This window comes from Janthinobacterium sp. OK676 (assembly GCF_900103595.1).
Classification (GTDB): Bacteria; Pseudomonadota; Gammaproteobacteria; order Burkholderiales; family Burkholderiaceae_D; genus Janthinobacterium.
Window position 1 is genome coordinate 41,725 of the sequence record NZ_FNHA01000009.1, and the last position, 20,773, is coordinate 62,497.

The 20,773-nt window shown below is 61.5% G+C and carries 12 protein-coding genes and 3 pseudogenes; 5 read left to right on the forward strand and 10 right to left on the reverse strand.

Annotated features, from left to right (window positions below):
* Window positions 1–284: 284 nt before the first annotated feature.
* Entirely contained in the window at window positions 285–1,241 is a 957-nt protein-coding gene (trxB, locus tag BLU39_RS17930; protein WP_092715378.1) for a thioredoxin-disulfide reductase, read from the reverse strand.
* Window positions 1,238–2,749, reverse strand: coding sequence for a leucyl aminopeptidase (locus BLU39_RS17935; RefSeq protein WP_092715380.1), 1,512 nt, complete (start codon window positions 2,747–2,749; stop codon window positions 1,238–1,240). The genes trxB and BLU39_RS17935 overlap by 4 nt, the downstream gene beginning before the upstream one ends.
* A 241-nt stretch (window positions 2,750–2,990) precedes the next feature.
* On the opposite strand from BLU39_RS17935, the pseudogene BLU39_RS29010 reads away from it, so the two are divergent.
* Together BLU39_RS29010 and BLU39_RS29015 are read left to right on the forward strand one after the other, a co-directional pair.
* Window positions 2,991–3,923, forward strand: a pseudogene (locus BLU39_RS29010) (MBL fold metallo-hydrolase).
* A gap of 166 nt (window positions 3,924–4,089) precedes the next feature.
* Window positions 4,090–4,334, forward strand: a pseudogene (locus BLU39_RS29015) (IS3 family transposase); the annotation flags it as partial.
* Window positions 4,335–4,591: 257 nt separating this feature from the next.
* On the opposite strand, the gene BLU39_RS17945 reads toward BLU39_RS29015, so the two are convergent.
* From BLU39_RS17945 to BLU39_RS17965, 5 genes are all read right to left on the reverse strand, one after another.
* Window positions 4,592–7,474, reverse strand: coding sequence for an insulinase family protein (locus BLU39_RS17945; protein ID WP_092715382.1), 2,883 nt, complete (start codon window positions 7,472–7,474; stop codon window positions 4,592–4,594).
* A 19-nt stretch (window positions 7,475–7,493) separates the two neighbouring features.
* Window positions 7,494–8,372 carry a hypothetical protein gene (locus BLU39_RS17950; RefSeq protein ID WP_092715384.1) on the reverse strand — a complete coding sequence of 293 codons (879 nt, stop codon included), beginning with the start codon at window positions 8,370–8,372 and terminating at the stop codon, window positions 7,494–7,496.
* Window positions 8,373–8,702, reverse strand: a complete 330-nt coding sequence (trxA, locus tag BLU39_RS17955) for a thioredoxin (RefSeq protein WP_092715386.1) — start codon at window positions 8,700–8,702, stop codon at window positions 8,373–8,375.
* 90 nt (window positions 8,703–8,792) lie between these two features.
* Window positions 8,793–10,547, reverse strand: a complete 1,755-nt coding sequence (locus tag BLU39_RS17960; RefSeq protein ID WP_092715389.1) for an ABC transporter ATP-binding protein/permease — start codon at window positions 10,545–10,547, stop codon at window positions 8,793–8,795.
* A gap of 16 nt (window positions 10,548–10,563) precedes the next feature.
* Complete coding sequence (locus BLU39_RS17965) at window positions 10,564–12,939, reverse strand: TonB-dependent siderophore receptor (protein WP_092715391.1); 2,376 nt, start codon at window positions 12,937–12,939, stop codon at window positions 10,564–10,566.
* Between the two features lie 145 nt (window positions 12,940–13,084).
* Here BLU39_RS17965 and BLU39_RS17970 point away from each other — a divergent pair, with 145 nt between their 5' ends.
* Window positions 13,085–14,566, forward strand: coding sequence for an aminotransferase-like domain-containing protein (locus tag BLU39_RS17970; protein WP_092715393.1), 1,482 nt, complete (start codon window positions 13,085–13,087; stop codon window positions 14,564–14,566).
* An 851-nt stretch (window positions 14,567–15,417) separates the two neighbouring features.
* Here BLU39_RS17970 and BLU39_RS17975 read toward each other — a convergent pair.
* The gene (locus BLU39_RS17975; RefSeq protein WP_092715757.1) at window positions 15,418–16,335 is read right to left on the reverse strand and encodes a LysR family transcriptional regulator; all 918 of its coding nucleotides are present in this window, start codon (window positions 16,333–16,335) and stop codon (window positions 15,418–15,420) included.
* Window positions 16,336–16,472: 137 nt separating this feature from the next.
* On the opposite strand from BLU39_RS17975, the gene BLU39_RS17980 reads away from it, so the two are divergent.
* Window positions 16,473–17,696: an FAD-dependent monooxygenase gene (locus tag BLU39_RS17980; RefSeq protein ID WP_092715395.1), complete on the forward strand. Its 1,224-nt coding sequence runs from the start codon at window positions 16,473–16,475 to the stop codon at window positions 17,694–17,696.
* 376 nt (window positions 17,697–18,072) lie between these two features.
* On the opposite strand, the pseudogene BLU39_RS17985 reads toward BLU39_RS17980, so the two are convergent.
* Window positions 18,073–18,309: pseudogene (locus tag BLU39_RS17985) on the reverse strand (transposase); the annotation flags it as partial.
* Window positions 18,310–18,372: 63 nt separating this feature from the next.
* Window positions 18,373–19,029, reverse strand: a complete 657-nt coding sequence (locus BLU39_RS17990; RefSeq protein WP_092715397.1) for a TetR/AcrR family transcriptional regulator C-terminal domain-containing protein — start codon at window positions 19,027–19,029, stop codon at window positions 18,373–18,375.
* 76 nt (window positions 19,030–19,105) lie between these two features.
* Between BLU39_RS17990 and BLU39_RS17995 the strand changes: the two genes are divergently transcribed.
* The gene (locus BLU39_RS17995; RefSeq protein WP_092715399.1) at window positions 19,106–20,593 is read left to right on the forward strand and encodes an FAD-dependent oxidoreductase; all 1,488 of its coding nucleotides are present in this window, start codon (window positions 19,106–19,108) and stop codon (window positions 20,591–20,593) included.
* Window positions 20,594–20,773 lie beyond the last annotated feature (180 nt).

Consider the following 20,773-nt stretch of genomic DNA (forward strand, 5'->3'; position numbering starts at 1 on the left):
AATAATGTGGTCTCAGCGATTCAAGCAGGCACCATGGCGGCCGGCTACCGTCTTCATTCCGTGCAGCAACTCTTCGAGTGTCGCCAGCCGGTCATCGAGCAACGGCCAAAATCAGGAGTGCAACATCCACCCTCAACCTAGCCCGACGACGTCTCCGCGTTGCCGTTCGCCGAAAAACTGCTCAAACATTGCAATTGCGTGTCGTCCGCGCAGGCTGCTGCCAGAAATTAGTTCAGTTCGGAGGCATCCGGCATACACCGTCCGCCTGACCCGATGGTCCATGCTCAATCCGGCAGCGTTTCGAAATAGCGCTGTGCATCGAGCGCTGCCATGCAGCCGGTGGCGGCGCTGGTAATGGCCTGGCGATACACGTGGTCCTGCACGTCCCCGGCCGCGAACACGCCCGGCACACTGGTCGCGGTGACCATGCCGTCGCGTCCTCCGAGCGTGACAATGTAACCGTCGCACATCTCCAGCTGTCCGGCAAACAGATCCGTATTGGGCTGGTGCCCAATCGCCACGAACACGCCAGCGACGTCGATTCGGCTGATTTGCCCATCCGCAGTCGATGCCAGCACGACGCCGGTAACTTTACTGCCGTCACCGACTACCTCGTGCAAGGTCTGATTGAACTTCAGGTCTATTCTGCCTTCCTCCACCCGCGCCATCAGCCGATCGACGAGAATCGGCTCGGCACGCAGGAGGTCGCGCCGGTGCACCAGTGTGACCTTGCGCGCGATGTTCGCCAGGTACAAGGCTTCCTCCACGGCCGTGTTTCCGCCACCGACGACCAGTACATCCAGGCTGCGGAAAAAAAAACCGTCGCAGGTGGCACAGGCGGACACGCCGCGTCCCATATAGGCCTGCTCGGAGGCGAGACCGAGGTAGCGGGCCGAGGCGCCGGTGGCGATGATCAGAGCGTCGCACGTATAGGTACCGCTGTCGCCCTCCAGCCGGAACGGTTTTTCGCCCAGGTGCGCAGTGTGGATGTGATCGGACGCCAGCGCCGTCTTGAATCGCGCGGCGTGCTGGCCCAGGCGTTCCATGAGTGCGGGCCCTTGCACGCCAAGCGGATCACCGGGCCAGTTTTCGACGTCGGTGGTGGTCATCAATTGGCCACCCTGCTGCAGGCCGGTCAACAGCATCGGTTCCAGGTTGGCGCGCGCGGCGTAGACGGCGGCGCTGTAGCCGGCGGGTCCAGAACCGAGGATCATGACACGGGCGTGGATGGTCGGCTTCATGCGCTTTTCTCCTGCCTGCGCTCTTGCGCGAGATTGCACAGCCAGCGGGCTAGTAGGGGCACCGGACGCCCCGTCGCGCCCTTGTCGGCGCCGGACTTCCATGCCGTACCTGCGACGTCGAGGTGGGCCCAGATGTACTTCCGGGTGAACCGCTCTAGGAAAGCCGCAGCGACGATGGCACCGCCGCCGGGGCTGCCGATGTTGGCGAGATCGGCGAATTCGCTTTTGAGCTGTTCGAAGTACGGTTCCTCGACGGGCATGCGCCAGATCGGATCGCCGGACTGTTTACTGGCCGCCAGCAGCGCCGCGGCCAAGTGCTCGTGTGCGGGACTGGTGCGCGTGAACAGGCCGCTGTTGTGGTGACCCAGCGCTACCACGCAAGCGCCTGTCAGCGTGGCGATGTCGATGACGGCAGCGGGCTCAAAACGTTCCGCATAGGTCAGCGCATCGCACAGAACGAGTCGTCCCTCCGCATCGGTGTTGAGCACTTCAATGGTCAGGCCATTCATCGAGGTGACGATATCGCCAGGCCGCGTGGCACGTCCCGACGGCATGTTTTCGCAGGCTGCGACGATGCCGACGACGTTCAGCGCCAGCTTCATTTCGCCGATGGCACGGAACACGCCCAGCACGCAAGCCGCGCCCGCCATGTCGTACTTCATCTCGTCCATCGCAGCGCTAGGTTTGATGGAAATGCCGCCGCTGTCGAACGTCAGGCCTTTACCAACCAGCACTACGGGCGCCTCACCCGGCGTCCCGCCCCGGTGGCGTAGCACGAAGAAGGCCGGCGACGCTTCGCTGCCGTCCGCAACCGCCAGATAGGCGTTCATCTTCAGCTCGGCGAGCGCGGCGCGGTCCAGCACCTCCAGTTCAAAGTGGTAATCCGCCGCCAGCTTGCCGGCGCGCTCGGCCAAGTAGGTCGGCGAGCAGATGTTCGGCGGCAGGTCGCCCAATTCGCGCGCCAGTGCCGTGCCTTCTCCAGTGGCAAGGCCTTCGGCAAGAGCCGCCTGGGCGGCATCGGTCGGCGGATGCCACAGCACCAGGCTGGCGACACCGGCAGGCAGCGTCGCAGGTTCGCTTTTCAGGCGATCTCGCCGATATGCCAGCTCGTGCGCGGTCTGGGCTGTGTGTCGGATCGCCCAAGCTGCGTCACGGCCCTCGACGCTCGCCAGAGGCAGCGCCAGGATGGCTTCGTCCGCGCTCAGTTGCTGAAAGCAGCGCAGCGCGGTCCGAATAGCCTTGGCGAAGACTGCGTCGCTCAGGGTGTGGTGGTGGCCGAGGCCCACCAGCAGCAAGCGTTGGGCCTCAATCCCCTCCACTTGGCGCAGCAGGAGGCTTGAGCCAGGCTTGCCGCTGACGTCCTTTGCCGCCACGGCAGCAGTGATCGCGCCACTGGCGTCGAGCAGCTCGGCCTCGCGGGTCAGGACGCCGTCTTCGAATACCCCGACCGCGATGCAAGCGGTACGGGTTGTGGCCAGCGAGCCTGCTGCGCCATCGTTGCATTTCATAGTGATCTTCAAGTGTGACTCCCTCTTGTGGAAGCACCCATCTTAAGACGGGCCGGAGAGGTTCGATCGTGACGAAATTGACGATTTCGGCCATACTGTCATTACCGTGTAATCCAGACGGAATTGGGTTTTTCCCGTGCGCTGCACACAGTACGGCACTGCGCATTTCCGTCATAACCGTACCGATTTGTGCAGCCTGCATGCGCTATGCTCGAGGCTTTCCCGAGATCACGCGGCTCATATGACAGCAACCATATATCCCAGTCACCGTTCGCCGGAGACGCTACTCGTCGAACCCCGTTTCGACGAGGCGACGGGCACCGCCAGCTATCTGGTGATGGCCCCGAAGAGCCGCGAGTGTACGCTGGTTGACACGGTGGGAGGCTACACCACTGGTTCGGGTACGATCAGTCACACCGTCGCCGACGCATTGATTGCGCACATTCGCGCCCTCGACGGCAAGCTGATGTGGATCTTGGAGACGTATGTACATGTCAATCAGCTGACGGCGCCGCTTTCATCAAGGACAGGTTCCGTGGCCGCACCGGCACCGGCGCACGAATCACCGAAGTACAGTCGACGTTCGCCAGGCTGTTCAATCTTCCACCGGACTTTCCGACCGATGGCTCATAATTCGATCGGCTCTTTGCAGACGGCGAAACGATTCGCCTTGGCGCCCTCACCTTGGCCGCCATACACACGGCAGGCAGCACGCCGGCCTGCCTGAGCTACCTGGTTGCGCATGCCGAAAGCCCTGATACTCCGCGTGCGGCTTTCGTTGGCGACACCTTTTTATGCCCGATTCGGTACGACCCACTGCGATTTTCCAGACGGGGATGCGCGTCAGCTGCACTAGTCGATTCGCAAGGTATTGTACCTGCCCTGCGACACAATCTTGCACACCGGACACGACTATCATCCCGGCGGATGTCCAACGTAGTTTGCCACGACAGTCGCTGCCCAACGTGCGCTCAACCTTCACGTGATAGGCGAAGCAACCGAGGATAACTTCGTTGCGATACGCACCGCGCGCGACGCCGGGCTTGCACTGCCGGCACTGATGCTGCCTTCCGTTCAGAAAAACATCCGCGTGGGTCGACTGCCAGAGACTGAACCAAACGGCATTGCCTACCTGAAGATTGCACTTAACTCCTGGTGTGCGGCACCGCCATGACCGACATCGTTCTCAGGGGCTGACCGGCGCCAGCGGCACCATCCTGCTGATATCTGCCCCCATGGTCAGTATCGGCTTCGAGACTAAACATGGGCGCAGATCGCACTCCCGGCCGTGGGCATATACGCAGCCACCGGTGGATAAATGGGTCTGCGCACGCAGCGTCCGCGAAGGACTCGGTATCAAGGTCGACTTCTCACTTCCCTCGTAATGCTTGATTTGATTGCTCGAGAGGATCATTGAATAGCGAGTCAAGCTGCTGATCATTGGTTGCTAGTACATCCGCGCTGTGGCTCTGGCCTGGGCCGCCAGGCGCGCCATACGAATTGACTTTTACAGCCTGGACAGCCGCTACAGCCTGGACAGCCGCGGCAGAACGCCTACATTGAGCGCTACAACCACACTGTGCGAGTCCCCCAACCGGCGAAGAAAAATTCAGCCGCATATATCTTATACGGGATCAATCTTAATTACTGCCATAGCTGGAAATACGGTTCTGCCGCTGACAACGATTTACCCAGCTTACCGATTTTAATCCTGAACCGCCGGAAATGTGAATTGCGCAGTAGGATGTCATCGGGGGTGCGATCAATGAGGTCAGCATCGAGGCAATCAGATGAAAAGAACGACCTCAGGAGAGGTCGTCGTGCAAAACGGGCTGCGGCCCGTCAGTTTGGCGGCATGGACGCGGGCTTGCCCTTGCCGTACGCGAGCAGATCAAGCACCCGCAGCCCGGCCAGGTCCTGCTCGACGTTCCCGACCGACGCCGCGCGGCTCGGTGTCTCGTCCTTGAGCCAACGCTTCACCGCAGCCTTGACGTCTCCGATCGTGCATCCGAGTACGCCTAAACGGAATTGCCGGCGTACCGTCAGGTCGATGTCGCGCAGGTGCAACGCCCAGGCCGTGAGCACCGCGTCGAACGGCGACGCCGGATGGTCGAGCTTCTTGAGCACCGAAATGATCGCCTCTTCCAGTTGATCTTCCGTGAAAGCTGTATCCGTCACCCGCTCGAGCGCCGTCGCAAAGTCGGCATAGGTACCTGCCAGGCGCGGATCGCGGAAGGAGCTCATCGTGAACGTACCGGCACCTTCCATGTAAGCGGCAAAGCCGCCGTAGGCGCCGCCGCGTTCGCGCACGGCCGGGTGCAGCAGTTGCGCCGTCAGCAGCTGCGCCGCCACTGCCAGCGCCGGCGCGTCGCGGTGGCACTGGCCGGGTGCCGCCCATGCGATATGGCAATGGTTGACCTGGTTCGGGGCGTACAGCGCCAGGCCGGCCGGCGCAGTCACGGGTGCCGGGAGCGCTCGCGTGGCTGCGCCATGCGCTGCGAACCCCTCAAACAGGCTGGAGAGCGCCCGCGCATCGTCGCCGGAACCGGTGCACAGCAGCGTTTGCGGGCACTCCACCATGCGCGCATGCAGGGTGGCCAGGCGGTCCCTGACCTGGCGCAGGCCATCCGGCGTAGCGACCAGCGCCTGAAGGCCGGTGAGGAACGGGACGAAGGGTGCGCCTTCCGTCGCGTATTCGAACGCACGCAGTGGCGATACGGGGGCGGTCGCAGCCAGGCGTGCGTAACGGTCACCGTCTTGGGTAAGACCGTCGAGATGCTGACGCGCCATCTGGTCAACGAGGAAGCGGATGCGCTCGTCTTCATCGAAGCGAGGCCGGTTGACGTAGGCGTCGAGCATCTCCGCGATCTGCGCGTGCTCCTCGCGCAGCGCGCTGGCGAAGAAGTTCATGGAGACGCGCAGCCCGGCTCGAGTATTCTGCACCGCGTTGACCCCGATGGCGTGGCGGGCGACGCGGGAGCGGCGCCACGCGGCAGCCTCTTCGAAGCCCATGTCCGCAACACCGAGGTCTTCGCGCAGGCTCGCATACAGCTGCAGCCAAGCCCAATCGGCCTCTGGCAACGCGCTTACGTCGACCTGGACTCTGGCATAAGAAATGCCGTTTGAGGGAACCGAAAATACATACTTGCCATCTGCTGCGGCACCGGTATCCGGTAGTGCGAGCGGCTCGACACTGACGTCACCCGGGCGGATGCGTGGTAACACGGATGAATCGCTCGATTGACGCTGAAGAGCATCGAGCGCGGCGTTATCGGTGGCGATCCGTTCCAGGTCGGCGGACGCCAGCGTGGCCTGGGCGGAATCGAGTTTGGCGCGCTCAGTTGCGGCGCGTTGCTTGAAATAGTCAGAGTCCGGCAGAACGTCTGCGTCCAGCCGCGCCGGGTTGTCCAGCAGGTTCCGCACGAGGCCCCGGAAGAAGTCAGGGTCGGCGACGTCGCGGCGCAACTGTTCCAGTATCGCCGTGCTATCAAATGCAGTGACGACGTCGCCGCCACGCATTGCGACGGGTAGGACTGCGAGCATCCGCGACAGGATATTGGGCATCTGGCCGCCCGATGTATCGCGCTGACCGTACGTGATGTCGCGTAGGGCGGCCCGTAGCGTTTCCTCCGGCACGCCGGTGTCGGCGACACGTTCCAGCGTGGCCCAGAGCAAGGTACGGGCCTGAGCTAATTGCGACTTCTTGAGCCCTTCCATGCCGACGTGGAACAGCATCTGGCGCGCGTCCGGGCTCATGCCGTTGATGCGGGCCGGTCGGCCATAGCCGGCCGATTCCATGGCCTTGCGCAGCGGCGCCGAGGCGTCGCCCATCAGCCCGGCCTGGAGCAGGTCCGCGTGGTAGTACACCGTCGGATCGGCAGACTCGCCGAGGATCCACGCAATCTGTACCCCGTTGTCATTCTCTCCGGCCTGCGACGGAATTGCGATGGTGGCCTTGCGTGGTGCGTCGACCGTGGCCAGCTGCGGCAGCCGGCGCGGTGCGCTGCCGGTGCGTTCCACCAGCACTCGCTCGGCGATGCGGCGCTGCACATCGGCCGCCGCGATCGGTCCGGACGACATGAAGACGGCCTGCGACGGGTGGTAGTGCGTCGCATGGAAGTCCTTCAGCATGTCATGCGTAAGCGCCGGGATGGCGAGCGGATCGCCACCGTACTCGACTTCGTACGTCGTGCCCGCGAGCAAATGCCCGGTCAGGCCACGATACAGTGCGCGCATCGGGTCGGCGAACGCACCCTTCATTTCGTTGAAGACCACGCCCTGGTAAGCCAGCTTGCCGTCCTCCAGTGTGTAGCGCCAGCCTTCCTGCAAGAAGTTCAGGTAGTCGAGCTGGGGGAAGAACGTGGCGTCCAGGTACACATCGAGCAGGTTGAAAAAGTCGTTGCGGTCCGTGCTCGCGAACGGATACGCGGTGCGGTCTGCGTACGTCATCGCGTTCATGAAGCTGGCCGTCGAACGGCGCATCATCGAGAAGAACGGATCGCGCACCGGATAGCGACGCGAGCCACACAACGCGAGATGTTCCAGGATGTGCGCGCGGCCGTCGTTCGTCTGCGGGACAGTCGGGAAGCCGACGAGGAACGTCAGGTCCCCGCGCTCCGTGACCAGGTGGATGTGGCGCGCACCGGATGAAGGCTCGACGTATTCCTCAACCGTCGCGCGCAGGTCCGGAATCTCGTGGGTTCGGATTTTTTCGAATGTCGTCATGGGATGGTGAAGTAGGTGCTCAGGTGCGTTTCAGTTGTGCGATCAGGACATCGGCGGCACGGCGATTTGCGTAGGCGTAAGCGTCACGGTCAAGTTGCGTTTTCCATTTGACCTTGGCCGCGACGTCCGGATGGTGCTCTTCGAGTAGCGAGAACACGGTGATACCCTGTTCCTGCAACTCGGGCTTGGCAGCCAGGTGCGTGTCCCACATCAGTTTGAGATGGGCGCGGATATCGTTGTCGTGCTCGACCGTGAAGCCGGATTCCATATCAGCCTTGTGACCGGCGGCCTTGCTGTAGACGCGCAGGGTGTCGAACACGACCGCCTTCGACGTCGTCGGATCCCAAGCAGCAGTCTCGACGCATGTCGCTAGGCTTTTCAGCAATTCCGGCTCAACCGTATCGGTCAACGCCGTTGCGGCGCAGCGCACGAGACGCCATTCGGCCGGTGCCGGGCGTTCGCCTTCCAGCACCCTGCGTTGCAGATCCTGCACCTGTTCGGAAAGGTGTTTCAGTTCGGCCGGAATGTCCGTCATCTTGCCGATGAATTCATCGGCATCGGCCAGGACACTCATGACCACGGCGCTGCCCACTCGCGACACGTCCACCCCGGGACGGACGGCGCTCAGCAGGTCGATACCGAACGCCAGTGCAGCGTCGACAGATTCCTGGGCGGCGGCGACGCCGTCGGCGGTCGTTGCCAGCCATTGCGGCAGGCCGAGCGTGTGCTCCCATTGAGTCAGATCGTCGCTTTCAAGGATGCAGCCGACCAAGCTGCCCTTGGTGCCGTCCCACTTGAGCGGTCCCGGGGCCAGGCCCTGGGATGCGGCATTCCGGCGCAGACGTTCGATGGCAGCGTCGCGCAGCGCCGGATTGGATTGATAGGCGTTCAGACTCATTCAGGCCTCCAGTTTCTCGTCGAGCAGGGCCGCGAGCCGTGTTTTGGATTGGGTGCCGAGCAGGCGGGCGCATTCCACGCCGTTCGAGAACAGCAGCAGCGACGGCAGGCCGCGAATGGCCAGCTGTTCGCCGACTTGCCGGTTCTCGTCCGCATTGACCTTGACGACGCGCACTTCAGGATATTCGTCGGCGAGGTCGGCAAGGATGGGGGCGAGCGCCTTGCATGGGCCGCACCAATCGGCCCAGAAGTCGACCAGGACGAGGCCAGGGACCTTCAGGACGTCGGTCTCGAAGGACGCGTCGGTTGTATTCAGGATGGTCGAAGTCATATTTGTTTCCTATTCAGATTGCGAGAAGCCAGCACGCCCAGATTAACAGTCACGCCACGGAATGTATCCAGGAGCAATAGGCAATTTTTGTCAGACGGTACCGCAGGTAGTTTCAGTACAGTTATGGGTTCCATCGGGGTTAGGTGAGGCGTCGCTTACAGGGCCAATGTCGAGTACATGGTCGTGGAAACGGGCCAGATCCTGCCGGTGCGCGACGCTGACGATCGCCGCATGCGGCAGCGACTCGACGAGGGCCGTGTAGAGACGGGTTTCCAACTCGGGATCGAGCGCGCTGGTCGCCTCGTCGAGGAAGACGAAATCCGGCACATGCAGCAGGACACGCGCAAACGCAACCCGTTGCTGCTCGCCGCCCGACAGCTGATGCTGCCAGTTGTCGTAGGCGGCCAGGTCCTTGATCCGCTGGTCGAGCCCGCATTGCGCAAGTACCCGGTGGCAGCTATCGTCGTCGAAATCCTCGGCCACACGCGGATAGCACAGCGCCTGCTTGAACGGCCCCGTTGGCAGGTAGCTGCGCTGCGGAACGAACATCACCGCCGCACCTTCGGGGAACTTCACGTCGCCGTCACCGTACGGCCACAGGCCCGCGAGCACGCGCAACAAGGTACTCTTGCCGACGCCGGACGGGCCGCGCACAATCCAGCGCTCGCCCGGCGCGATGTGCAGCGGGCCAAGGCGCGTCAGCGTGCGCCGCATCGGATCGAGCAGCGTCAGCGGGCCGGTAGCCAAAACTGGCACCGGCTGGTGCGTCAACGTGAAGCCGCTCATGCGCAGGCGCGCCTTGTGGATGGCCCACTCCAGGTCGCGCAGGCGGTTAGCGAGGGCGATCCATTCGGTGGCCGGCTGGTACGACTGGCTGAAAAAGCTCAGCGTATTGCTGAGCATGCCGAACGCGCCGGCGACGCTGACCACGCCGCCCAGCGTGATCTGGCCGGTCAGGTACAGCGGCAGCGCGGCGATGGTCGGCAGGCCGGTAAACAGGCTCATGTACGCGGACGAGGTCAGCATGACCTTGGTACGCCGGACGATCAGCGCGGTCGTATTGTGCCGAACCCGGGCGAAAAGCCCGGTCAGGCGGCGCCGCTCCGTTTCGGCGCCGCCGTAGAAGGCGATCTGCTCCGCGTTTTCCCGGATCTGCATGGCGCCGAATCGGAAGTCCGCTTCCACGGTCTGCTTTTCCATGTTCAAGCCGACGAGGCGCTTGCCGACCCAGTGCGTCAGAGTCAGGCTGCCGATGTTGTAGGCATAGGCGATGAAGACCAGCGTGCCGGGAATGGCGAACGTCGTGCCAGAGATATCGAACCGCACCACGCGCGACATGCCCCACAGCAGCGCGGTATAGCTGACCATGCTGACGACCATGTTCAGGAAATTGAAGAACAGGGTGAGGGATAGCGTCGTAAACAAGCGCACATCTTCCGCGATTCGCTGGTCGGCGTTGGACAGCATGCCTTCCTGTTCGATGTCGTAGAAGGCATGCGCCGCCAGCCATTCTCGCTGGAATTTCTCGGTCATCCACGTGCGCCAGCGGAGCTCAAGGAAATTCTGTACCGCCAAGCTGACGACCGCCACCGCAGCGATGCAGAGTCCGGCGACGACGGCCGCCGCCAGCACCGGCCAGATATTGTTCCATTTCATGGTCAGCAGGGCGTCCGTCACCTCGCCCGTCAACTGGTTGGCCCAGATGTACAACGACGCGCTACCGAAGATGCTGGCCAGCATGACAGCGAGCATGGTGTAGACTTTCCAGCTTCCCGTCTGTCGCCAGTAGCTGAACGCCAGGGTGGTAAGACTGGGCCGGAGTGGTGCTTGCAGCGTTTTATGCATCGTTCGTGCCCTGTTGTTACTTGAAGCTGCGCTTGACCGTCAGTGCGTACACACGGCTGGTGACGACCGGGATGTATGAGCCGGTGGTCGTGGTGTCGTACAGCAGGCGGTTGAACACGTTCTTCACACCCACCGTCGCGCTCCAGGGCCCAGTCGTATAGTAAACGCTGGCATCTACCTGGGCCCCTCCTGGCAGGGTGAACGGCTCGAACAGCGATCCGAGGCTGCTGCTCTTCCCCGAGATCCCCACGCCGACGCCGAGGCCCTTCAGTTCGGCCCGCTGGAATTTGTACACGGCCCACAGGTTTGCCCTGTGCTTCGGCTGCCCGGCGAACTGCACCGTGGCGTCGCTCACGTTCGTGACCTGCGTGTAGGTGTAGTTGAAAATCGCTTCCAGTCCCGGCAGCAGGCGGCCTTGCGCATCGATTTCGGCGCCTTGGGTGCGCTGCGCCTGTCGCGAGTTGTAACAATCATTGACGCGGTCGTAGACCAGCGAGTTCGATTGCTGCATCGAGAATGCGCTCGTCGTGAGGGTGAATTTGCTGTCGAACAGGTCAAACTTGGCGCCGATTTCGCGGTTGTGAGTCTGCATGGGCTGCACAAAGCCGCCGCCGCACGCCAAGGACGTATTCGGCTGGAAGCCCTCTGAGTAACTGGCGTACAGCGACGTCTCGTCGTTGAGCTGGTACACCAGGCCGGCGCCTGGGGACGTGTGATATATCTTCATGGCAGCATCCTGGAACACGAAATTTTCCGGCGTGCCGTAGTAGGTGCTCGTGATCGCAGGTGTGCTGTAGCTAGTACGCCGCCAGTTGAGCAGCAGGTTCCACTTTTCGTAAGTCATCATGTCCTGCGCGTAGATGCCGCGCTGACGCTGGCCCAATGCGCTGGTCAAGGACAGCGTGGTAGCGCGCTCGCGCAGATCCTGGAAGTTGTACGGCGTCGACGAATACACCGGGACGCGCACGAAATCGCCGGAATACTGCGTCTGGCGCTGGTCGTCGTTCGTATGGTTGAATCCGACCGAGAGCTTGTGGCGCACCTCGCCCGTCGCAAAGTTGAGCCGCATGTAGTGGTCGCCACTGAGTGTGTCCTCTGGCCGAAGAACGCGCGACGCGAAGAACAGCATCTCGGGTTTCGGCGAATCCGACGCGGCACCACTCGCGTACGTCAGACCATTCGGCGAGGAGATGTGCAGGTCGAAATCCTGGTGAGTGTCCTGCAGGCGGCTGACCAGCACGAAGTCGTCGCTGAACTTGTGTTCCAACTGGTAACCGAAACGCCGCACCTTGACGTCGACGCCGTCGGCGCGATTGCCCAGCAGCCGGGTCGGCACGGGCAGGATCACGCCGTCACGGCGCGAGAACGTGTAGCGCTCCAGCGGGTTCTTGTCGTTCGAGTATTCGGCACTGGCGATGAAGTCGGTCTTCGCGTCCTTCCAGCGCAGCGCCTGCAAGATCGACCGGCTCTTCTTGCCATCCATGCCAGCCTGGTTGTGGCTCATGTCCTGCACGCTGCCGACCGTCCGGTACGATAGTCGTTCGTCGTCGCCGATTTTGCCCGACAGGTCAGCCCCGATCGTCTTGTCACCGAACGACCCGTATTGCACGGTCAGGTCGCGGATCGCGTTCGTCTGTGGCTTCTTGACAACGATGTTCACCGCGCCGCCCAGCGAATTGCCGCCGGACAAGATCGCCTGCGGGCCCTTCAGCACCTCGACGCGCTCCACGGCGAGCACATTGCGGTAAACGGCGCTGTTATCGGTAAGGCCGTTCGAGTTCGAGCCCGCGTCGAAGCCGCGCACGCCGAACGTCGTGTTGTTCTGCGGCGTCTTGGCCAAGCTCATGCCGCTGACGTTGCGCAGCGCCTCGGTCAGGTCCGTCGCCTGCTGCGATTCCAGCACCTTGCTGGTGATGAGGGTGACCGAGGCTGGCACCATGTGCAGGCTCGTGCCGCCGCGTGTGGCGGTATCCGAGCGGTCAGCCTTGAACTCCGTCTCTGCCTGGTCGCGCCGCGCCACCACTTCGACCGTCGCACCCGAGGTGACGGAGAGGGTGCCGACGCCGTCGTCTTGCAGGACGTAGCGCGTGCCCGCCAGTGCCTGGCTGATGGCCGCACCAGCGCTCAAGTTGCCATTCACCGCTTTGGCGTGCCCCTTGGCCAGGTCAGCGCGATCAAAATCGATGCGACGGCCACTGATGTTTTCGATCGCTTCGAGCGTCTGCACTAGCAGACCCGCTTTCAGGTCGTAGTCATGCAACGAAGCCCCTTTGTCAGCGGCCGGAGCCTGCTGGGCATGGACGCCGGAAGGCGCGCTCAAGGCGAAGATGCCGGCGAGCGCGCCGGGAAGAATCAGCTTGCGTAAGGCTAAACGTGAATTCTTGCGATGCATGATGGACACCCTTTATAATGATAGTTAGTGTCATCAATATATTCTGTCATACTCCTGTAACAACAGTACAGTATTGGCGCATATCCTCCTTTTCGTACTGACGAATTCATCATGTAGGAATTCGCGCCGCTTGCCAGGAGACCTCATGTCCCGCGGACGTCCCGTTCATCGCCCTGCAATCACGTTCAACAAGGAAGCGCTCACCTCGGCGGCCGGAGGCGGCAAACGTACGTCGCTGGTGGACCGCATCTTTGACCGCATCGTTGCCGAGATCCAGTTGGGCCGGCTCGCGCCGGCCAAACGCATACACTCGGTACGCCAACTGGCCGACGAGTGCGAAGTGAGCAGGGACACAGTCGCGCGCGCGTACGACAAGCTGGTCGCGCACGGATACCTAGAGTCGCGCGCCGGGTCGGGATTCTTCGTTCGGGCGCAGCGCAGGCCGGTGCAGGTGCCCATCGAGATCGGCGCGCTGCCGACGCTGCCTGCCTGGTGGCGTTTCCAGCTCGTGCAGCCTGCCGGAAATCTCTCCAGCATGCCGGGCCTCGGCTTGTTGCCCTCCGACTGGCTGGACGAGACCGGCCTTGCCAAGGCCATGCGCTCCGTGGCGCGGGGCAGCATGCGCAGCCTCACGGGCTACGGCGACCCGTTGGGCTATCTGCCGTTGCGCCAACAGTTGCAGGCCAAGCTGCGCGACCTGCACATCGATGCGCCAGTGGCACGCATCATGGTCACGGCCGGGGCCACGCATGCGCTGCACCTGATCGTCCTGGCCTGGCTGCGGACACCCGGTGAGCATGTGCTGGTCGAAGACCCTTGTTCCTTCCTGCTGCGCGACCGCCTGTTGGCCTCCGGCCTGGAAATGTTAAAGGTACCGCGCGAGGCCGACGGTCCGAACCTCGATGTCCTGCGTGACTACTGCATGCAGTATCGCCCGAGGTTCTTCTTCTGCAATTCGGTGCTGCACAACCCGACGTCCGGCCACATCTCGCCGCACAAGGCCTTCCAGATACTGCGCCTGGCGGAAGAATTCGACCTGATCATTGTCGAGGACGACACGTACAGCGACCTAATGCCGCCCGGCGCCACGACCCCCGCGACCCGGCTCGCGAGCCTGGATCAGCTGCAGCGCGTCATCTACATCGGCAGTTTTTCGAAAACGATCGCGCCTGGTCTGCGAGTCGGTTACATGTGCGCAAACGCGAAGATCCTGGATTGGCTGCAGGTGTACCGGACCGTCAGCGAGATCGCGGCGCAGTCGGTCGGCGAGCGCGTGATCTACCAATTGCTGTCACAGGGCTCCTACCGCCATCATTGCGCGCAGCTGCGCAGCCGGCTCGACGAGTGCCGGCAGCCGGTCATCGAGTCGCTGGGCGCGCTCGGCTGCACCGTGGACCTCGATACCAGCGTGGGCATGTACGTGTGGGCGACGCTGCCGCACGATCTCGACGCCATGCCGGTGGCCGACGAGCTGTTGAAACAGGGTCACCTGCTGGCGCCTGGCGTCCTGTTTTCGCCTGAAAGACATGCCGCGTCGAAGATGCGCTTCAACGTCAGTCGTACGCTAGCCAGTCCGGCGTTACCTGCACTGGAACGTCTGATCAAAGCACGGGCCAGCGCAGGATAAGAATCGGTAGATCCGCCCGATTGGAACATGGCCCGACGGGTTAACAGCAGTACCGGCAACAACACACTAACGGATCAACGCTCTGGAGCGTTTTTTCTACCTCTTCCTGGACATGATAAGTAAGGGGATGCCTCACTCTAGTGTCGAGGCTCATTCCATCACTGGATGCCTCATAACCCGGACGAGGGTTCTTCCACCGTTGCCCCTTCCTCTACCGAGACGCTGTAGGTTCATGACTGGCTCCGTTTTATGTCTTGGCCGTTGCTGGGGCATGGGCTGGCCGATTGCCCAGATGAACCCGGCCAGATCGCGCGCCACCGCCGTGCAAGCCTGCACAGCGACTTGAGCACCGCAATTGGACAGCAGTGTGGCAAAAGATAGACAACGTAAGAGCCGACGAAGCATTGCATAATTGATCGTGTTCGGACCCTGGTTGAATCGCCACGAGTAACTTAGACTCTCCTGATCCGTCATTCTAAAAGATGAAAATCCGATGGATCGTGTTGGGCCTGGGTGTCCTGCCAGGCACCTGGCGTGCGATCTCGTAGCTGCCTGATCCAACGACGAGATCGCGTCTGAAACGTCCATCCCCTGCCATGCAGAGACTACTGCCGCGCTCCAGCAGCAGTTGCTTGGGCTTCGGCGGGTTACTGCAATAACGTTCCGATGGCAGAACGCCTTGCGACGTCAATCTCGGGTTTCGCTTGTCGCGGCGCAATCGATTCGAGTTCTCTTCCGCATCATTTCCGCTCTGCAACGATGCTTTTAAGTTAAATTGTCGTATTGTTCGATTGAATCTGCAGACCCGGAGTAGACATTCGGCTATTCGGGCGCGCTCCTTAATTCGATGTTCATCTTGTGCCGCTTCCGACTCCTTTCAACCGTACCTGTATCAAATCCAGTAAAGCCCGAACCCGCGCGGTCACGGAATACCGATGGCTGTACGCGCCAAGCAATTGCAGCGGCGCAGGGCACAGGTCCAGCGGCACTTCCTGCAACCGGCCCGCGGCAAGGTCCTCCTGGCATGGAGATGCCGCCATGATCGCGAAGCCGATGCCTTGCCGCGCACCCGCCAATGCCAGTTCTCCGCTGTTAACACGATAGCGGCTACGCACAGATACCTTCACGATTTCGCCTGCGGCGTCGAGAAACTGCCAGGGCTGGCCCTTTAACGCGCTCAAGGTGGTAATGCAAGGCAATGACCTAAGTTCGCGCACGTGGCGCGGTATTCCGGTTTTAGCTAGCAGGGCGGGCGCCGCGACCACGATGCTGGGCAGCGTAGCAAGTTCGCGGGTGATGAAGGTACTGTCATCCTGGCGCCCACGATGGAAGACGATGGACAGGTCCATGTCTTCCCGGAGAGCTTCCAGACCGGTCAGGCGCGTGTCGCATTCCAGTTCGACGCCGGGATGGAGGCTACAGAATTCGGCCAGGATAGGCGCTAGCAGCCTTGGCGCTTCGCCTGCCATGCACATCCTCAGGGGGCCACGCAGTTCACGCTGCACTGCGCCAAGCTCTTCCTCGGTGGCGAGCAAGGCGTCGAGCAAGGGTTTTGCGCGTTCGTAGAGCAGCTTGCCAGCTTCCGTCATGCGCAGGTGGCGGGTGCTGCGTTCCAGCAAGCGGACGCCCAGCATGCGCTCCAGCGAGGCGACGTGGCGGCTGACGTTGGATGATGGCAGGGTCAGCAGACGTGCCGCGCCAGCAAAGCTTTGTTCATCGACGACCGCCACATAGACACGGACGGTATTCAGGTCGAGGGCATTGCGCATTATTATCCCGATTAAGGTATGAAAGCTGCCCATTTTTACATACTAGTACTCCACAGTGGCGGAATTTAAGATGCCGTCTCGTCCCATGGATCGCCGTCGGCGGTGCGTCGGGACGAATTGCATAGGAGAGCTTCAGCATGGAAATCGGAATACTTGGCGGCGGCATTGCAGGGTTGAGCGTGGCGCTTGCCTTGAGCAAGCAGGGGTACAGTCCCCGGGTATATGAGCGCCGGGCGGGGCCTGCGACCATGGGAGCTGGCGTGACGCTATGGCCCAACGCCGGCTTTGTGCTAGAGGAACTAGGGCTGCTGCAAGACATCGCTGCAGCGGGAGGCCGGCCGGTGGCAATGCACCGTCGGGATGCCGCGGGCAACTCCCTGGGGGGTATGGATATTGCGCTGCTGGACCAGATTATGGGACATCCGACCCATACGATTTTGCGCCGGGACTTGCAGGCGGTACTGTTGGATCATGTGGCACAGGCCGGGATCCCGGTAGAATTCGGGCATCGGGCGGTGGCGATCAACCTCGATGCTAGCGGCAAAGCCGCGGCGCGGTTCGAAAACGGGGTAAGCATTCGTCCGGATCTGCTAATCGGCGCCGATGGCCGCATGGACTCGGTGGCACGCGCGTTCGTCGCGGGGGACAACACGCCAGTTTATCAGGGCTTCGTGAACTGGGTGGGTGTGGCGCAGGGAGAGAGTGCATTGGTGGACGATATCGCGATTCAGGATTATTGGGGTTCGGGTGACCGCTTCGGTTGCGTGGCGGTCCGGCCGGATTTGGTCTACTGGGCAGCGGCGCAGGCACGGCCATTGCCGGGGGCGGTGCCTGCAGCGGATATGCGTAAGGAGATTGAGGATCTGTTCGCGCGATGGCCGGAGCCTGTCACCCGCATCATCCAGGCGACACCGGTGCATGCCATCCGACTGATTGCCGTGCACGACCTGGAGCCGCTGCACACATGGAGCCGGGCGAATGTGCTGCTCGTGGGGGATGCAGCGCACGCGCCGTTGCCGACATCTGGCCAGGGTGCCTGTCAGGCGCTGGAAGACGCCTGGCATCTGGCTCGGTGTCTGGTTGGGACGGACGGCTGCCTCGATGCAGCCTTGCTGCGCTTCGCGCAGATCCGCGGGCCGAAGACCGCGAAGCTGGCCGAGCAGGGTCGAGTTTTCGCGCGCGGTCTGTTTGCCACTGATCCTGAAACCTGCCGCATTCGCAATGAGCGCGCCAAGGCGTCCGATCCCTTGCGTGATGTGCATGCCTTGGCCACAGGATGGGCGCAGGGTTTGCCGATGGCCGGCTGCACGGACGGCACGCCGGTGGACAGCGTTGGCTCCGGCAGTCTGTACCGCCTCTGAAAGACTGTGCCAATGTAGACACTGCATGGCGTCTCCGGCCGCGAGACGCCTCACTATTGAGCGAGCCTGGCATTTTCGGAGCGTATCGTCATCAGTAGCTTAGACTCTCCTGACCCATGGTTCTTGAAGGATGAAAAACCAATGGATCGGGTTAAGGGCCTGGGTGTCCTGCCGCGCTCCTAGTGTGCGATCTCGTAGCTGCCTGATCCAACGACGAGCTCGGGTCTGGCCCGTCTATCTCCCCTGCCCTGCAGAGAATCCTACCCTGCACGAGCAAAAGCTGGTTGAGCTTCGGCGGGTTGCTGGGACAGGCGGCCGGCGCAACTAGCTGTTTGCCGACGCCGTCGCGATCTACTCAATGATAGGGGGCCAAGCTGAGACGCTCAATGCGCGCTTCGAGTTCCTGTATTCGCTGCTGATCAGGCGTCATTACCTTACTCTGTGGCGTGATGCCTTGCCGCTCCAACTGAAGCTGCTGCAGCCAGTGGCGCAGCAATGACTCGCCGATGCCGACCGACCGGCTTGCCTCCGTATGGCTATATCCTTGATCCAGTACCAGGCATGCCACCTGCTGTTTGAACTCAGGGGAAAACGTACGTCTTTGCTTGCTCATCAAACACTTCTCCATGGCGAGCATTCTCGCCTAAATCAGTGTCTGGGATTAAACCACTACAGTTCAAGCATGGGAACTTTCTGCGATCTTCATGCGAAGACCGGCGATCAGCAGATCGAGGCCAGCGTCAAATCGCGCATCAAAATCCGGGCTGAATAAATCCGCTGCCGCAGCCAAAACATGTGGATAGCCCTTAGCCGCCAGAGCCTCAAACTGGTCACGGTGAGTTGCGATGGCCAGCGATATTTCACTAGGGTCAGCCAGCGGTTGCTCTTCCATCACGAAGCCCATTACGTAATAGATGATGCTGAAGGCCCCCCAAGACGCCAACCGAGTGGAGGCCCCAGCCTCGTACAAAGGGCCGATCAACGCCTCGGCAACGCGAAGTGTGTTGTCGGTGATGACGTAGGTGCCGGCATATACGCGTGCACCGTCCCGCCGCTTGAGCAGCGCATTTCGAATCTCATGTGCGGTCACGCTGACCGCATTGAACCAAGCAGTCGAGGGGGACAGTTCGTCCTGATGCTCGTGCGCGACCCCTTCAATCAAAGCGTCGGCTATGCCATTCATCAAAGCCTGCTTATTGGCGAAGTGCCAATACAGTGATGCTGCTTTGATGTCCAGTTCCTGGGCAAGACGGCGCATTGTAAGACCCTCTACACCTACCTCGTCCAGCAGGTCCAAAGCGGTGGCAATTACGGCTTCACGTTGTATCTTCATAAACTTCTTATTTGACAGACTAACGACGTTAGATTAACATAAATTTTTAAACTAACGATGTTAGATTGAGGGACAGATGAAAAATGAAAATGCGGGTGTGATCGTAGTAGGTGCAGGCCCTGTAGGTTTAACTCTGGCATGCGAGTTGCGCTTGGCAGGAATACGCGTCACAGTACTAGAGCGCCGTGACGCGCCAATAGCGCAGTCGCGCGCGCTAACCATGCACGGCAGGACGGTGGAGATGCTGGCCCAACGTGGCGTGGCTGACCGCTTTCTGGCGAACGGCATAAAGATTCCCAGCGGGCATTTTGCGGGATTGAAGACGCGACTTGACTTTTCGGTGATCGACACCACCTATCCCTACACACTGTTCATCCCACAGAGCGTAACCGAGCAACTGCTGGAGACATGGGCGCTTGAGCTAGGGGTTGAATTGCGCAGGAATGCTACGGTGGAGCGCATTGTCGAAACCGCCGATGGCATTTCCGTGATGGGGCAACAGCACAGCACCCCTTTCGATATTTCTGGCAGCTACGTGGTCGGTGCAGACGGCGCGCGCAGTCTGGTTCGCCAGCACGCAGGCATCGCCTTCCATGGTCTGCCGGCTACGAAGACTGTCATGCTTGGCGACGTTCGCCTGAGCGCACCGCCGTCTACGCCGGGATTCAGTGTAGGCAACGCGCTAGGTGGATTAATGATCGTTCCCTTAGGTAGTGGTATGTTCCGCGTCATCGTGATCGATACGGGCCGAGTTGATGTGCCTGCGACCACGCCCGTCACGCTCGAAGAGTTGTCTGATTCGACCACACGGGTGGCCGGACAGGACTTTGGCCTGCATGCACCGACGTGGCTATCACGCTTCTCGAATGAAACCCGCTTGGCGAGTGCCTACCGCGAAGATCGAATCTTGCTGGTCGGTGATGCCGCACATATCCACCTTCCTGCGGGCGGCCAGGGTATGAACGTGGGCATGCAGGACGCGATGAACTTGGGCTGGAAGCTGGCGGGCGTAGTGAATGGACATGCGCCAGAGTCGCTGCTAGACAGCTACCACAAAGAGCGTCATGCCGTTGGTGCCGCGCTGTACCAAAATACCTTGGCGCAAAGTGCACTAATGATGAATTCGTTTGATGCTCCGGGACAGGCGCTGCGAGAGACGTTCAATGAGCTGATGAAAATTCCTGCTCTTAATGCAGTGCTTGCGCATGACTTGTCCGGCTACGGGATTCGATACCCGGCCTCAGTTGTCGATATTCCGCACGGATGGGCGCTGCTGCCCGATTGGACAGGGCGGCGGCTGCCTGACTGGCAGCTAAAACTGGATAACGGTGGTCAAGCCTCGCTGTTCAGTTTTTTGCGGAGTGGCCATTGGCTGCTGCTGCAACTGACGACCAGTGAGGATCGCGAGGGCGGCAACTACACGCCTGAGCTCGATATGCGATGGGTCGATACGATCAAAGCTGTGCCTGCGGACTCCCAAGTAACACCCGTAGGCGCGCATGCCTTGCTCATACGTCCAGACGGCTACGTGGATCACGCTGTGAGCATCAAAAGGAACGCGTGATAACCACCGTCAGGCCGAATCTGCACGCACTGTAAGCAATATATTCTAAGAGCCGGTCAACGTAGGGGTGAATCGCCACCGCTAGTTAGGTGCCTGGGTGTCCTCGCAGGCCCATGGTGTGCGATCTCGTAGCTGCCTGATCCAACGACGAGATCGGGTCTGCCCTACCCTTGGCGATCC

Coding starts and splice junctions, on each gene's coding strand:
- trxB (WP_092715378.1), bottom strand. CDS start 1,241: ATGAAGCCGACCATCCACGCCCGTGTCATGATCCTCGGTTCTGGACCC.
- BLU39_RS17935 (WP_092715380.1), bottom strand. CDS start 2,749: ATGAAATGCAACGATGGCGCAGCAGGCTCGCTGGCCACAACCCGTACC.
- BLU39_RS17945 (WP_092715382.1), bottom strand. CDS start 7,474: ATGACGACATTCGAAAAAATCCGAACCCACGAGATTCCGGACCTGCGC.
- BLU39_RS17950 (WP_092715384.1), bottom strand. CDS start 8,372: ATGAGTCTGAACGCCTATCAATCCAATCCGGCGCTGCGCGACGCTGCC.
- trxA (WP_092715386.1), bottom strand. CDS start 8,702: ATGACTTCGACCATCCTGAATACAACCGACGCGTCCTTCGAGACCGAC.
- BLU39_RS17960 (WP_092715389.1), bottom strand. CDS start 10,547: ATGCATAAAACGCTGCAAGCACCACTCCGGCCCAGTCTTACCACCCTG.
- BLU39_RS17965 (WP_092715391.1), bottom strand. CDS start 12,939: ATGCATCGCAAGAATTCACGTTTAGCCTTACGCAAGCTGATTCTTCCC.
- BLU39_RS17970 (WP_092715393.1), top strand. CDS start 13,085: ATGTCCCGCGGACGTCCCGTTCATCGCCCTGCAATCACGTTCAACAAG.
- BLU39_RS17975 (WP_092715757.1), bottom strand. CDS start 16,335: ATGCGCAATGCCCTCGACCTGAATACCGTCCGTGTCTATGTGGCGGTC.
- BLU39_RS17980 (WP_092715395.1), top strand. CDS start 16,473: ATGGAAATCGGAATACTTGGCGGCGGCATTGCAGGGTTGAGCGTGGCG.
- BLU39_RS17990 (WP_092715397.1), bottom strand. CDS start 19,029: ATGAAGATACAACGTGAAGCCGTAATTGCCACCGCTTTGGACCTGCTG.
- BLU39_RS17995 (WP_092715399.1), top strand. CDS start 19,106: ATGAAAAATGAAAATGCGGGTGTGATCGTAGTAGGTGCAGGCCCTGTA.